Genomic DNA, 12,801 nt, shown 5'->3' with positions numbered 1-12,801 from the left:
TCCGCGGGGCTTGGGCAGGGCCCGGGGGATCAGGAGCACCAGGGGGATCAAGGAGGCTTGGGGGCGCCAGGGGGATCAAGGGGACAGGGGATCCCGGCGGGCCCGGCGGGCCCGGGGGCCCCGGGGGCCCGGGGTGCTGTGTTCACCAGGGGCCGAGGTGCCTCTCGGCGATGCCCGCGACCCCGAGCAGCAGTGCCTCTTCTCCGTGTGCCGCCACCAACTGGAGCCCGACCGGGCAGCCGTCCGGCCCGAACCCCGCCGGGATGCTGATCGCCGGATGCCCGCTCAGGTTGAACGCCCAGGTGAGCGCGGTGGAGTAGCGCTCGCCGGGACCGTCGTGACCGTGCGGCGGGGTGGGGGCCGTCGGCGTCAGCAGCAGCCGGGCGTCGGCGAAGAGTGCGGCCAGCCGGCTGTCGTTCGCGGCCCGGACGCGGCGGACCTCGGGGATGGGCCCGACACCCGGCGTCCGCAGGGCCAGCCATGCCTGGGCCGGGTCGAGCATCCTGAGCGCGGCTCGCGGACGCGTCAGCCGCAGCACACCGGCCTCGGCGAGCCGGACAGCGGCGGCGTGGGCGACGGCGACGACGTCCGGGTCGGGGGAGTCGAAGCCGAGGTCGGGGGACCATACGGCGGTCGGGCGGGGGTCCGACACGGGGTTGGAGCCCAGGCCGGGGCCCAGGCCGGGGCCCCGGCCTGGGACTGGGTCTGGGTCTGGGACCGGGACCGGGCCTGGGCTGCCGGGCCCCGATGTCGCGGCATCCCGGGACATCACCCGCCAATAAGCCGCCGCATCCCCCACCCGCCGCGCGAGCACTCCCGGCACCATGAGCCCGGTGCGGTCGCTCGACGGAAGCCGCCCGTTGCCGACCTTCAGTCCGACGACACCGCACCACGCCGCCGGGATCCGTACCGACCCGGCCCCGTCGTTCCCGGTCGCGAGCGGCACCAGTCCCGCCGCCACCGCCACCGCGGAACCGGCCGAGGAGCCGCCCGGAGTGCGGTCGTGGCGCCAGGGATTGACCGTGAGCCCGAACCGGCCGAGTCCCCAGGTCTGCCAAACGGTTCCCGGCCCCGGGACGGACGTCGCCCCCACCGCCACGCACCCGGCTTCGAGCAACGGGCCCGCCGTCCCCAGACCGCGCCGCCCCTTGACCGCGATCGGTACGCCGGCCAGCGGCAGCCGCTCGCCGGCGTCCACCCGCGCGTCCACCTCGCCGGCCCGCCGAAGCGCCTCCTCGGCCCACACCTCGATGAAGGCGGACAGAACCGGGTCGGCCCGCTCGATGCGGTCGAGGGCCTCCGCGACGACAGCGACCGCGCGCAGGGACCTCGAGCGCACGGCGGAGGCGATCTCCACGGCTGAGAGGGCGTCAGGATCAGGGGTGGGCGTGGGTTCGGCACCGGGGCGGTCGGGAGTGTGCGTCATACAGCGATTGTCCGGCCGACGGCCCGGACATCGGCCCGCCCGACCCGCACCACCGCCACGCGCGGCCACACCCGACGCTCCCGACCTCCCAGAGAGGGCCCGGTCAGCCGCGCGAGCACGTCTCTGCTCACCGGTACTCGCTGACCACGGACGACCGACGCTCCCGACCTCACCCGAGACGGCACGGTCGGCCGAGCCGGCTCCTGATCGCGACCACCCGCGTTCCCGAGCTCACCGAGGCGGCCCGGTCAGCCGAGCCGGCGTCTGATCACGACCACCCAGGCTCCGACCTCACTCACCGAGACCGCCCGGTCAGCCGCGCCAGCGCCTCCGTCTCCCTCGGCGGCTGTCCGTTCAGATCGCCGAGGCGCCAGGACGGTACCCACGGCACCCGGTACACGTCGATCACCGACTCGATGACCTTGACGCGGTCGGCGAGTGGTCGTGGAAGGCGGCCGGGCGCGTCCGCGACCAGGACGACGGCGTCGAGGTCGAGCCCGTGCGGAGCCTCCCCGCGCCGGAAGACCTCCAGGGCGTTGAGCGCGGCGGTCAGCCCGGCCGCGTGGGTGCGGGCCACGAGCAGTACCGACGGCGGATCGGCGGGCCCGGGCCACTCGCGTCCGCTGTCGTGGCCGCCGTAGACCGAGGCGAGCGTGGAGACACCGGCCCCGCCACACACCCCGACCCAGGAGTAACGCCGGGGCCGGAAGGCGCCGGGGGAGGGCGGGGGTTCCTCCGGCAGGGCCACGGGCCCGCGGATCCAGATCTCCGGCCCGAGCCCGAGCTCGGGCCCCGGCCCCGGCCCCGGCTGTGGCCTGCCCTGCTGTACGTGCATGTCAGTCCGCATGCCCGCACTCCTCCCTCGTCACGCCACCGATCTTCGCGCCAGGTATGAGAACGCTGTGACGTGGCACAAGCTCCTGGAACGAGTCTGTGACGTCACGGTGACGTCCGCACCGTGCGCGGCCGGAGAGACTCGAGAGTACGTGTACGACGTGTCCGACCTGTACGACCGGACCTGGACGCCGGGGAAGCGGAACCCTACGGCGAGAGGGAGCACCATGGATCCCGAACGCGCCGTCCGCGCACTCCCCGACGCATGCGAGTGAGGGAAGCGATGCCTCGACTGAGCCGCGCGAAGAAGCGGGAACAGAAACGCGCCGCCGCCACGGCCCATGTGGCCGCGCCGATTGACGTGCATGTCCCCGTCGCCGGTCCGGGCGCGGGCGGCGCCTCCATCGGCGGCGTCCCCGTCACGGCGGCCCCGGGCGAGGAGATCCAGCACGTCGTCCTGGCCCACCTCCAGCGCATCGCCCTCGCCGGCGGCCACCCCGTGCACGCCACCGTCCACGACGAGCGCATCGGTTACATCGTCCCGCTGCTGGTCGAGGAGGACGGCTCCAGTCGCTTCACCGCAGAGCCCGTACGCACCGGTCCGCCCCCGGCGCCGACAGGGCCGACGGGACCGATGGGGCAGGCGGCGCCGGGGAACGCCGTAGCCGTGGCGCCTCCGGCGGAGCGGCCGGCGCCGCCTGCCCCTCCGGTGAGCGGCGACCCGGCCCCGGCGCCGGGCAGCGAGCCGCACCGTGACAAGCCCACCCATGTCCTACGACCGTTGCCGGGCCCATCGCGGGACGCCTCGTCCACCTTCCCACTGCACGCCCTGCCCGAGCCTGTGCGGGACACCCCACCCGGCACGGTCGCGCCACCGCTCGGGGAGTTCGGCCCGCCGCCAGTCATGGGCCAGCCCACGGACGCACCCACGGCACCCACGAACGCACCCATGGGCCAGCCCACGGACGCACCCGTCGACACGCCGGTGGGCGCCCCCCAGGCCCCGAAACCGGCCCCGAAACCGGAGGAGCCGAAACCGGAACCGGCGGACACGCCACCCCACTCCACCCGTATCCCCGTCTCCGAACCAACCCCTCTACCGGTCCCGACCCCGGCCGCCAAGCCGACCCCGGTCTCCGCCCCGCACGCCCACTTTCACCCCCACCCCCACCTTCACTCCGACCCCCACTCCCTTGTCCAGCCTCATCCCGACCCCGTTTCGGACCCCGTCTCGGACCCCGACCCCGATCCCAAACCCGCCCCGCCCCGCGGCTTCGACGCGGTCGCCGAGGCCGTTCTCGGGGACGCGGTGTCCGAGGCCACCGCCGATGCCTCCCCCTTCGCCGAACCGAGGGGGCGGATCAACGACGCCGTGAAAGCGGGGCGTACGACGGAGGCGGCGGAGCTCGCGGAGCGGACCGTGGCGGAGGCGTCGGCGGTGCTCGGGCCTCAGCACCCCGAGGTGCTCCGGATCCGTGAACTGGCCGCCTACATCGCCTACTTGGCGGGCGACCCGGAGCGGGCCTTCGCTCTCGCCCTGGACGTGGCGCGCCGGCACCACAGCGCCCGCGACGCGGAGGCGGCGTACGGCAGTCTGCACGGCGCGGCCACGGCCTGGCGCGCCGTGCGGGACCCGGCGCAGGGACTGCTCCTGGGCCGGGACCTGCTCGGGCTGTGGGACGAGCTCACGGCCGAGGGCGGTCCGGCCGCCGACGATGTCGAGGAGCTGGAGTCGGCCCGTGCCCGCATGGACCGCCTCACCGCCCGAGCCGCCAAATCGGCCGAACCGCCCAGCAGTTGAACGTCCGCCAGCCGCCAGCCGCCAGCCGCCAGCCGCCAGCCGCCAGCCGCCAGCCGGTGGCATTGGGCCGGTGCCGGCGGACCGGTGTACTACTCCGACAGCTCCCACACCGCGTAGGCGGCGGCGTCGCTGTTGCGGTCGAGGGCGGTGTCGTTGATGTTGGACGTCGTGTCGCAGGACGAGTGGTAGCAGCGGTCGAAGGACTGCCCGGCCGTACCACCCCACTTGGCGACCTGCGCCGCGGTCTTCGTACGGCTGGCGCCCGTGAACAGGCCGCCCACCGGCACGCCGGCGCTCTTGAACGGCGCGTGGTCGGAGCGGCCGTCGCCCTCGGTCTCGATCTCGGTCGCGACGCCGAGGCCGGCGTAGTAGTCCTTGAAGGTCTTCTCGATCGCGGGGTCGTCGTCGTAGACGAAGTAGCCGGGGTTGGGCGAGCCGATCATGTCGAAGTTCAGATAGCCGCTGATCTTCGCGCGGTTGGCGGAGGAGAGGTTGTTGACGTAGTAGCGGGAGCCGACGAGCCCCAGCTCCTCCGCGCCCCACCAGGCGAACCGCAGATGCTTGGTGGGGTGGTAGCCGGCCCGTGACACGGCGAGCGCGGTCTCCAGGACCGCCGCCGAGCCGGAGCCGTTGTCGTTGATGCCGGGGCCGGAGGAGACGCTGTCGAGGTGGGAGCCGGCCATCAGGACCTGGTTGGTGTCGCCGCCGGGCCAGTCGGCGATCAGGTTGTAGCCGGTGCGGCCGGAGGACGTGAACTGCTGGATGGACGTCGTGTATCCGGCGGCGTCCAGCTTGGCCTTCACGTAGTCGAGGGATGCCCTGTAGCCGGGGCGGCCGTGGGCGCGGTTGCCGCCGTTGGCGGTGGCTATGGACTGGAACTGGGTGAGGTGGGCCTTGACGCCGGCCACGGGGATGTCGGGCGCGGCGGCCAGGGCCTCGGCTCTGGGCGCCGCGCCGACTATGGATCCGCTGGTCAGGAGAGTGGCGGTCGCGACGGCGGCTACCGCCGACGCGCGCCAGGAGACGGAGAGCTTCATGGTGGGGGGCTCCGAATTCCTTGGGGAATCACCGGGATTCCTCAGTGAATGGGGTGCCTGGATGGTGAGGGTGAGCTTGACTCTCCGTCAAGAGCGCTATTCGGACGGAATGTTCGTATAGGGAAAACCCTGAGTCCCCGAGCCCCCGAGTCCCTGAGCCCTTGAGTCCTTGAGCCCTTGAGTCCTTGAGTCCTTGAGTTTTTGAGTCCTCCTGGGGTTCAGTGCACGCAGAACTCGTTGCCCTCCGGGTCCGCCATCACCACCCACTCCCCGGACGGCTCCCGCATCTGCCGCAGCACTCTCGCCCCCAGCCCTTCCAGCCGCTGGACCTCGCTCTCGCGTTCCCCGGCGGCCGTGTGCACATCGAGATGCAGCCGGTTCTTGACGGTCTTCTCCTCCGGAACGCGCTGGAACAGCAGCCGCCGCCCCAACCCGGTGCCGCTGTCCTTGTCGTACGGGTCGTCGGGATGCCGTACGGCCACCAGGTCCCGGAAGGCCAGCCGGGCGTGGAACTCGACGACGGCCTCGCGCGGCAGCGCACCGAGCTCCAGCAGCCGGTCGATCAGGGCGTTGTTGTCCTCGACCTCGTAGTGCAGCACGGCGGCCCAGAAGTCGGCCTGGGACTGGGGGTTGGCGCAGTCGATGACGAGCTTCCAGTGCAGGGGCGCCGGTGCGGTCGCGGGTTCCTGAGTCATGCGACCACTCAAATGGGGCGAGGGAGCGGGGCGCAACAGGAATCGCCGGGCGGTGCATCTCGGTCCCAGTCCCAGTCCAGTGCCAGTACCCCGCACGCCGGTTCTGGTATTTCAGCCCGTCAGAGAACGCCTCGCGGAAGGTGACGGCCGTCAGGAGCCGCCCGACCCCCCGGAACGCCCGGACGACGACGGCCCCACGATCCACCACTCCTCCGGATCATCGGCCAACTCCTCGATCATCACGTCGACGACGGCGCCGACACGCGCCTCGATCGACTCCGCGGGCAGAGACCTCCGGTGCTCGACCGTGCGGTCCCAGTACTCGGCGAACAGCTTGTTGCGGCACAGCACACGAAGGTGCCCTTTGAGTTCCTCCCAGTCGTACAGGCCGACCCGGTGAGCCATCAGCAGGCTCCCGTACTCCCGATTGGCGAAGATCATCTGGCGGCGCTTGGCCACCGGGAGGCCGGTCAGCGTGCTCCCCGCGTCGGCCAGCGAGGGGTCGTCGATCGCCCGGTCCATCTGGTCGAGGGTGAGCCGGTACTGCTGAATCAGGTTCGCCCGGTGAATCTCCTCGGTCATCAGCGTGAGCTGCCGGAGCAGGTCCAGCAGGATCTCCTCCTGGCGTCGGCGCCGGGTGCCACGGGCGAAGAAGGCACGCACCAGGCCGAGTCCCGCCACCAGCGCAGAACCGATCCTGCTGGCCCGCGCGGCCGGAATCTGTGTGGCCATGTCAAGTAATCCCCCTGGATCCGGTGACCGCGCACCGAAGGAGGAGCGTGGGCGGGTGCGCGGTTGGGCGTAGCACTCCGCCTCCACATTGCCCGCCGGTCAAAGGTGGCGCGGGAGGCGGAGAGGGGGCGCATGGAAGGACGTGTCTCGCATGTCGACCAACGCCCTGACATATGTGTGCCCCCAGGCGCCGTACACATTCCTGCCGACGAAGCCCGGGGAGTCACATCACCCCTGATCAGAGCCGCCTTTTCGCGCGTCGTACACCTCTCGCGCCTTCTGTACCTCCGCCATCCGCACCTCGGTCCACAGCGCAAGCCCCCGCACCTGTTCCGCCGCCTCACGGCCCAGGTCGGTGAGGGAGTAGTCGACCCTCGGAGGGATCACCGGCTTGGCGTCGCGGTGGACGAAGCCGTCGCGTTCCAGAGTCTGGAGTGTCTGGGTCAGCATTTTCTCGCTGACCCGGCCGATCGCCCGGCGCAGTTCGCTGAAGCGGTAGGGGCGGTCCAGCAGCTCGATCAGGACCAGAACACCCCACCGACTGGTGACGTGCTCCAGCACCAGTCGGTGCGGGCACATCTGCTCACCGGTGTCGTATTTGCTGGCGGTCACGCCCAGCACGTCACTTACTGCCATGTCAGTACCTTACTTCAAAGTGGGTACTTTCGATGAGTTAGCGCACCTCCTAGGGTTAGTGCCACCGCACCCCACAAGGAGTTCTGATCATGAGCATCGTCGTCACCGGAGCCACCGGACACCTGGGCCGCCACGTCGTGGAGCAGCTGCTGGAGAAGGTCCCGGCCGACCAGGTGACCGCCGTCGTCCGCACCCCCGAGAAGGCCGCCGACCTGGCCGAACGCGGCGTGCGCCTCGCCGTCGCCGACTACAGCGCCCCCGAGACCTTCGACGGGCTCTTCGCGGCCGGCGACAAGGTGCTCCTCATATCCGGCAGCGAGGTCGGCAACGACCGCGTCGGCCAGCACAAGGTCGTCATCGACGCCGCCAAGTCCGCCGGCGTCGCCCTGCTCGCCTACACCAGCGCTCCCGGCAGCCTCACGGCCGCCCTCGCCGACGATCACCGGGGTACCGAGAAGGCGCTGCTGGAGTCCGGCCTTCCGTACGCCCTGCTGCGCAACGGCTGGTACCACGAGAACTACACCGAGAACCTCGCCCCGGTCCTGGAGTACAGCGCCGTCACCCACGCCGCCGGCGCGGGCCGTGTCTCCTCCGCCTCCCGCGCCGACTACGCGGCCGCCGCCGTCGCCGTACTGACCGGCGAGGGGCACGAGAACCAGACGTACGAGCTGGGCGGCGACACCGCCTGGAGCTTCGCCGAGTACGCCGCCGAGCTGAGCCGGCAGACCGGCAAGGGGATCGCCGAGAACCCCGTCACCGTCGAGGTCTTCACCGGCATCCTGGCCGGCGCCGGGCTTCCGGAGCCCGTGGCCGCGATCATCGCGGGCGTGGACGCCTCCGTGGAGAAGGGCGAACTGGTCGTCGACAGCGGAGACCTGTCCCGTCTGGCCGGCCGCCCGACGACGCCGATCTCCGAGGCGATCGCAGCCGCGCTGAAGGGCTGACCCAGCCTCTTCCGGACCTCTCCCGGGCCTCCCATCGCGCCGGAATTCACGGCGGAATTCACGGCGGAACTCGCGGCGGATCGGCCCGGGGGAGCCGGCTCCCGCCCCCGCCGGGCGCTCCCACCTCCGCATGTCATGACCGTATGGCGATACGGGCATGACATGCGGGGGCTTTCGGCGTTACCTTCGTGCGAGCCGACGTAGGGACGCGGCCATGTGAGGGGTGAAGGAGGGGCCGTGACCGGAAAGTCCAGGGGCGAGCGGCACATAGGTCTGCTGAACGGCTTCGCGGCGTACGGGATCTGGGGGCTGTTCCCGCTGTTCTGGCCGCTGCTGGAACCCGCTGGATCGGTCGAGATCCTCGCCCATCGGATGGCCTGGTCCCTCGTCTTCGTGACGGCCGTACTCCTCGTCGTTCGTCGCTGGGCCTGGGCGGGTGAGCTGATCCGGCAGCCGCGGCGGCTGGCGCTGGTCGCCGTGGCCTCGGCCGTGATCACCGTCAACTGGGGCGTCTACATCTGGTCCGTGAACTCGGGCCATGTCGTCGAGGCATCGCTCGGATACTTCATCAATCCGCTCGTCACCATCGCCATGGGCGTGCTGCTCCTGAAGGAACGGCTGCGGCCCGTGCAGTGGGCTGCGGTCGGCGTCGGCGTCACCGCGGTGATCGTGCTGACAGTCGGGTACGGCCGGCCGCCGTGGATCTCCCTCGTCCTCGCCTTCTCCTTCGCCACCTACGGGCTCGTGAAGAAGAAGGTCAATCTCGGTGGCGTGGAGTCGCTGGCCGCGGAGACCGCGATCCAATTCCTGCCCGCGGTCGGGTACCTGGCCTGGCTGACGGCGCAGGGGAACTCGACCTTCGCCACCGAGGGGTTCGGGCACGCGGCGCTGCTCGCGGCCGCCGGTGCCGTCACCGCGCTGCCGCTGGTCTGCTTCGGCGCGGCGGCGATCCGAGTGCCGCTCTCGACACTCGGATTGCTGCAGTACCTGGCGCCGGTCTTCCAGTTCCTGATCGGCGTCGTGTACTTCCACGAGGCCATGCCGGCCGAGCGGTGGGCCGGGTTCGCGCTGGTGTGGCTGGCGTTGACGCTGCTCACGGCGGACGCGTGGCGCAACGCGCGGCGCTTGAGGGCCGCCGAGATCAGGGTGCCGAGGGTCGAGAAGCCGGCGCCGACCACGGTGGACGTCTGACCTGGGGCTGCGGGCCCCACACTCCCGCTTCGGTCCTCAACGGGCCTCGTCCTCGAACGCCGGGGATGTTACCCGTTCGGGTGGCCTGTGTGGCGGGACGACGGTGCTTTCCCCCGGGAGGAGTAGCTCGAAATCGCAGACGCCGAGGCCCCGAGCTGAGAGCATGATCCAGTGCCGCGATTCCCCGCTCTCAGCGTCGTCCGTCGTCTCGGAGATCCACCCAAGCTGCGGGGCAGCGGGACCATGGAGACATGTCCGGATATCTTCGAGCTGAGCGACGGAAACTTCGCCGTCATCGGCACCGAGGCCACTGATGACCTGGACGCCCTCCTCCCTCCGGGTGTGACACGGGCCGACGGCGAGCGCATCGTCGTCATCACGCGCGAGACCATCGTCCGCGCCAAGCGGGACATCCCCGAGCACTGACGCGGAAGGCCCTGCGGCGTGCAACGCGGAGGGCCCGGATGCCGTGGCACACCTGGGCCCTCATAGGTCGGTCGGCGGTCAGCCCACGACCGTCCACGTGTCCCCGCCCGCCAGCAACTGCGCCAGGTCCCCTTTGCCGTTCTGCTCGATCGCGGAGTCCAGCTGGTCGGCCATCTGCGTGTCGTACACCGGACGGTCCACCGAGCGGAACACCCCGATCGGGGTGTGGTGCAGGGTGTCCGGGTCGGCCAGGCGGGACAGGGCGAAGGCAGTGGTCGGGGACGCGGAATGGGCGTCGTGGATCACGATCTGCGACTCGTTCTCCGGGGTCACCGTCACGACCCTCAGATCACCCGTCTGCGCATCGCGCACCACACCGCGCGAACCGTCCGTACCGAAGCGGATCGGCTGCCCGTGCTCCAGCCTGATCACCGCTTCCTCGGCCTGCTGTTTGTCCTTGAGGACCTCGAAGGCGCCGTCGTTGAAGATGTTGCAGTTCTGGTAGATCTCGATCAGCGCCGTGCCCCGATGGGCCGCCGCCTCTCGCAGCACCTGCGTGAGGTGCTTGCGGTCGGAGTCGACCGTGCGGGCCACGAAGGACGCCTCGGCGCCGATCGCGAGCGACACCGGGTTGAAGGGCGCGTCCAGGGAACCCATCGGCGTCGACTTGGTGATCTTGCCGACCTCGGAGGTCGGGGAGTACTGGCCCTTCGTCAGGCCGTAGATCCTGTTGTTGAACAGCAGGATCTTGAGGTTGACGTTACGGCGCAGGGCGTGGATCAGGTGATTGCCGCCGATCGACAGCGCGTCGCCGTCACCCGTGACCACCCACACCGACAGATCCCGGCGCGAGGTCGCGAGCCCCGTCGCGATCGCCGGGGCGCGGCCGTGGATGGAGTGCATCCCGTACGTGTTCATGTAGTACGGGAAGCGGGACGAACAGCCGATGCCCGAGACGAAGACGATGTTTTCCTTGGCCAGGCCCAGCTCCGGCATGAAGCCCTGGACCGCCGCGAGGATCGCGTAGTCACCGCAGCCGGGGCACCAGCGCACTTCCTGGTCGGACTTGAAGTCCTTCATGGACTGGCGTGCCTCGGCCTTGGGGATGAGCGAGAGTGCCTCGATCGTGCCCGTGCCTTCCGTGGACGTCTCAGGCATCGATGGCCTCCTTGAGAGCCTTGGCAAGCTGTTCCGCCTTGAACGGCATGCCGTTGACCTGGTTGTACGAGTGGGCGTCCACCAGGTACCTCGCCCGGATCAGAGTGGCGAGCTGGCCGAGGTTCATCTCGGGGATCACCACCTTCTCGTAGCGTCCGAGTACCGCGCCCAGGTTGCGCGGGAACGGGTTCAGATGGCGTAGATGCGCCTGCGCGATCGACTCGCCCGCGGCGCGCAGACGGCGTACGGCGGCGGTGATCGGGCCGTACGTCGATCCCCAGCCCAGCACCAGCGTCTTCGCCTCGTGCGGGTCGTCGACCTCCAGGTCCGGCACCTCGATGCCGTCGATCTTGGCCTGGCGGGTGCGGACCATGAAGTCGTGGTTGGCCGGCGCGTAGGAGATGTTGCCCGTGCCGTCTTCCTTCTCGATGCCGCCGATGCGGTGCTCCAGGCCCGGCGTGCCCGGGATCGCCCACGGCCGGGCGAGGGTCTGCGGGTCGCGCTTGTACGGCCAGAAGACCTCGCTGCCGTCGTCCAGGGTGTGGTTCGGACCCTGCGCGAACTGCACGGTCAGGTCCGGCAGCTCGTCCAGCTCGGGGATCCGCCACGGCTCGGAGCCATTGGCCAGATAGCCGTCCGACAGCAGCATCACCGGTGTGCGGTACGTCAGCGCGATCCGCGCCGCCTCCAGGGCCGCGTCGAAGCAGTCGGCCGGGGTGCGCGGGGCGACGATCGGCACCGGCGCCTCGCCGTTGCGGCCGAACATCGCCTGCAGCAGGTCCGCCTGCTCGGTCTTGGTCGGCAGGCCGGTCGACGGCCCGCCGCGCTGGATGTCGATCACCAGCAGCGGCAGCTCCAGGGAGACCGCGAGGCCGATGGTCTCCGACTTCAGCGCCACACCCGGACCGGACGTCGTCGTCACCGCGAGCGAGCCGCCGAACGCCGCGCCCAGCGCCGCTCCGATGCCCGCGATCTCGTCCTCCGCCTGGAAGGTCCGTACACCGAAGTTCTTGTGCCGGCTCAGCTCGTGCAGGATGTCCGAGGCCGGGGTGATCGGGTAGGAGCCCAGATACAGCGGCAGGTCCGCCTGCCGGGACGCGGCGATCAGTCCGTAGGACAGGGCGAGGTTCCCGGAGATGTTGCGGTAGGTGCCGACCGGGAAGGCCGTCGTCGCCGGTGCGATCTCGTAGGAGACGGCGAAGTCCTCGGTCGTCTCGCCGAAGTTCCAGCCCGCGCGGAAAGCGGCGATGTTGGCCGCCGCGATGTCGGGCTTCTTGGCGAACTTCGACTTCAGGAACTTCTCGGTGCCCTCCGTCGGACGGTGGTACATCCAGCTCAGCAGGCCCAGCGCGAACATGTTCTTGCTGCGCTCGGCCTCCTTGCGCGTGAGGTCGAACTCCTTCAGCGCCTCGACCGTCAGGGTCGTCAGCGGCACCGGGTGGAGGCTGTAGCCGTCGAGCGAGCCGTCCTCCAGAGGCGAGGCGTCATAGCCCACCTTCTGCATCGCCCGTTTGGTGAACTCGTCCGTGTTGACGATGATCTCCGCGCCGCGCGGCACATCGCCGAGGTTGGCCTTCAGGGCCGCCGGATTCATCGCCACCAGCACGTTCGGCGCGTCGCCCGGGGTCAGGATGTCGTGGTCGGCGAAGTGCAGCTGGAAAGAGGACACACCCGGCAGGGTTCCGGCGGGGGCCCGGATCTCGGCGGGGAAGTTCGGCAGCGTCGACAGGTCGTTGCCGAAGGTCGCCGTTTCCGACGTGAAGCGGTCGCCGGTGAGCTGCATACCGTCGCCCGAGTCCCCCGCGAATCGAATGATCACTCGGTCCAGCCGGCGGACGTCCTTCGTCCCTGCCGGTTTGCGCTGCTCTCCCACGACGGCTTCGTCGGCCTGCTCCGATGGGCTACTGACCTGGCTGGTCAC

Annotated in this window: 12 protein-coding genes; 4 read left to right on the top strand and 8 right to left on the bottom strand. The window is 70.6% G+C overall.

The window, feature by feature from the left end:
• Positions 1-142: 142 nt before the first annotated feature.
• Both ACFPQ9_RS17355 and ACFPQ9_RS17350 read right to left on the bottom strand, forming a co-directional pair.
• On the bottom strand, positions 143-1,426 hold the full coding sequence (locus ACFPQ9_RS17355) for an amidase (protein WP_380853634.1): 1,284 nt from the start codon (positions 1,424-1,426) through the stop codon (positions 143-145).
• Positions 1,427-1,721: 295 nt separating this feature from the next.
• Positions 1,722-2,261, bottom strand: a complete 540-nt coding sequence (locus ACFPQ9_RS17350) for a DUF6668 family protein (protein WP_380853938.1) — start codon at positions 2,259-2,261, stop codon at positions 1,722-1,724.
• A 282-nt stretch (positions 2,262-2,543) separates the two neighbouring features.
• Between ACFPQ9_RS17350 and ACFPQ9_RS17345 the strand changes: the two genes are divergently transcribed.
• Positions 2,544-4,061: a tetratricopeptide repeat protein gene (locus tag ACFPQ9_RS17345; RefSeq protein ID WP_380853632.1), complete on the top strand. Its 1,518-nt coding sequence runs from the start codon at positions 2,544-2,546 to the stop codon at positions 4,059-4,061.
• 89 nt (positions 4,062-4,150) lie between these two features.
• Here ACFPQ9_RS17345 and ACFPQ9_RS17340 read toward each other — a convergent pair whose 3' ends face one another.
• The 4 genes from ACFPQ9_RS17340 to ACFPQ9_RS17325 form a co-directional block, all read right to left on the bottom strand.
• On the bottom strand, positions 4,151-5,098 hold the full coding sequence (locus tag ACFPQ9_RS17340) for a M28 family metallopeptidase (protein ID WP_380853631.1): 948 nt from the start codon (positions 5,096-5,098) through the stop codon (positions 4,151-4,153).
• Between the two features lie 218 nt (positions 5,099-5,316).
• Entirely contained in the window at positions 5,317-5,793 is a 477-nt protein-coding gene (locus tag ACFPQ9_RS17335) for a VOC family protein (protein WP_380853629.1), read from the bottom strand.
• Positions 5,794-5,943: 150 nt separating this feature from the next.
• Positions 5,944-6,525: a DUF6082 family protein gene (locus tag ACFPQ9_RS17330; RefSeq protein WP_380853627.1), complete on the bottom strand. Its 582-nt coding sequence runs from the start codon at positions 6,523-6,525 to the stop codon at positions 5,944-5,946.
• Between the two features lie 228 nt (positions 6,526-6,753).
• Positions 6,754-7,161, bottom strand: a complete 408-nt coding sequence (locus ACFPQ9_RS17325; RefSeq protein WP_380853625.1) for a winged helix-turn-helix transcriptional regulator — start codon at positions 7,159-7,161, stop codon at positions 6,754-6,756.
• 89 nt (positions 7,162-7,250) lie between these two features.
• On the opposite strand from ACFPQ9_RS17325, the gene ACFPQ9_RS17320 reads away from it, so the two are divergent.
• From ACFPQ9_RS17320 to ACFPQ9_RS17310, 3 genes are all read left to right on the top strand, one after another.
• Complete coding sequence (locus tag ACFPQ9_RS17320; protein WP_380853623.1) at positions 7,251-8,105, top strand: SDR family oxidoreductase; 855 nt, start codon at positions 7,251-7,253, stop codon at positions 8,103-8,105.
• Positions 8,106-8,342: 237 nt separating this feature from the next.
• A complete protein-coding gene (rarD, locus tag ACFPQ9_RS17315; RefSeq protein WP_380853621.1) occupies positions 8,343-9,296 on the top strand; it encodes an EamA family transporter RarD in 954 nt (317 codons plus the stop codon).
• A gap of 243 nt (positions 9,297-9,539) precedes the next feature.
• A complete protein-coding gene (locus ACFPQ9_RS17310) occupies positions 9,540-9,722 on the top strand; it encodes a hypothetical protein (RefSeq protein ID WP_380853619.1) in 183 nt (60 codons plus the stop codon).
• Positions 9,723-9,800: 78 nt separating this feature from the next.
• On the opposite strand, the gene ACFPQ9_RS17305 is transcribed toward ACFPQ9_RS17310, so the two are convergent.
• Both ACFPQ9_RS17305 and ACFPQ9_RS17300 read right to left on the bottom strand, forming a co-directional pair.
• On the bottom strand, positions 9,801-10,880 hold the full coding sequence (locus ACFPQ9_RS17305) for a 2-oxoacid:ferredoxin oxidoreductase subunit beta (protein ID WP_380853617.1): 1,080 nt from the start codon (positions 10,878-10,880) through the stop codon (positions 9,801-9,803).
• On the bottom strand, positions 10,873-12,801 hold the full coding sequence (locus ACFPQ9_RS17300; protein WP_380853615.1) for a 2-oxoacid:acceptor oxidoreductase subunit alpha: 1,929 nt from the start codon (positions 12,799-12,801) through the stop codon (positions 10,873-10,875). Before ACFPQ9_RS17300 ends, ACFPQ9_RS17305 begins: the two co-directional genes overlap by 8 nt.

This window comes from Streptomyces coerulescens, assembly GCF_042657965.1.
GTDB lineage: Bacteria > Actinomycetota > Actinomycetes > Streptomycetales > Streptomycetaceae > Streptomyces > Streptomyces coerulescens.
Note: the sequence above shows the minus strand (reverse complement) of the source record. Positions and strands in the feature narration are given on the sequence as shown.

Bases quoted from the DNA above. Each gene is read 5' to 3' on its own strand.
- ACFPQ9_RS17350 (WP_380853938.1), bottom strand. From the start codon at position 2,261: ATGCACGTACAGCAGGGCAGGCCACAGCCGGGGCCGGGGCCGGGGCCC.
- ACFPQ9_RS17345 (WP_380853632.1), top strand. From the start codon at position 2,544: ATGCCTCGACTGAGCCGCGCGAAGAAGCGGGAACAGAAACGCGCCGCC.
- ACFPQ9_RS17355 (WP_380853634.1), bottom strand. From the start codon at position 1,426: ATGACGCACACTCCCGACCGCCCCGGTGCCGAACCCACGCCCACCCCT.
- ACFPQ9_RS17310 (WP_380853619.1), top strand. From the start codon at position 9,540: ATGGAGACATGTCCGGATATCTTCGAGCTGAGCGACGGAAACTTCGCC.
- ACFPQ9_RS17330 (WP_380853627.1), bottom strand. From the start codon at position 6,525: ATGGCCACACAGATTCCGGCCGCGCGGGCCAGCAGGATCGGTTCTGCG.
- ACFPQ9_RS17320 (WP_380853623.1), top strand. From the start codon at position 7,251: ATGAGCATCGTCGTCACCGGAGCCACCGGACACCTGGGCCGCCACGTC.
- ACFPQ9_RS17325 (WP_380853625.1), bottom strand. From the start codon at position 7,161: ATGGCAGTAAGTGACGTGCTGGGCGTGACCGCCAGCAAATACGACACC.
- ACFPQ9_RS17305 (WP_380853617.1), bottom strand. From the start codon at position 10,880: ATGCCTGAGACGTCCACGGAAGGCACGGGCACGATCGAGGCACTCTCG.
- ACFPQ9_RS17335 (WP_380853629.1), bottom strand. From the start codon at position 5,793: ATGACTCAGGAACCCGCGACCGCACCGGCGCCCCTGCACTGGAAGCTC.
- ACFPQ9_RS17340 (WP_380853631.1), bottom strand. From the start codon at position 5,098: ATGAAGCTCTCCGTCTCCTGGCGCGCGTCGGCGGTAGCCGCCGTCGCG.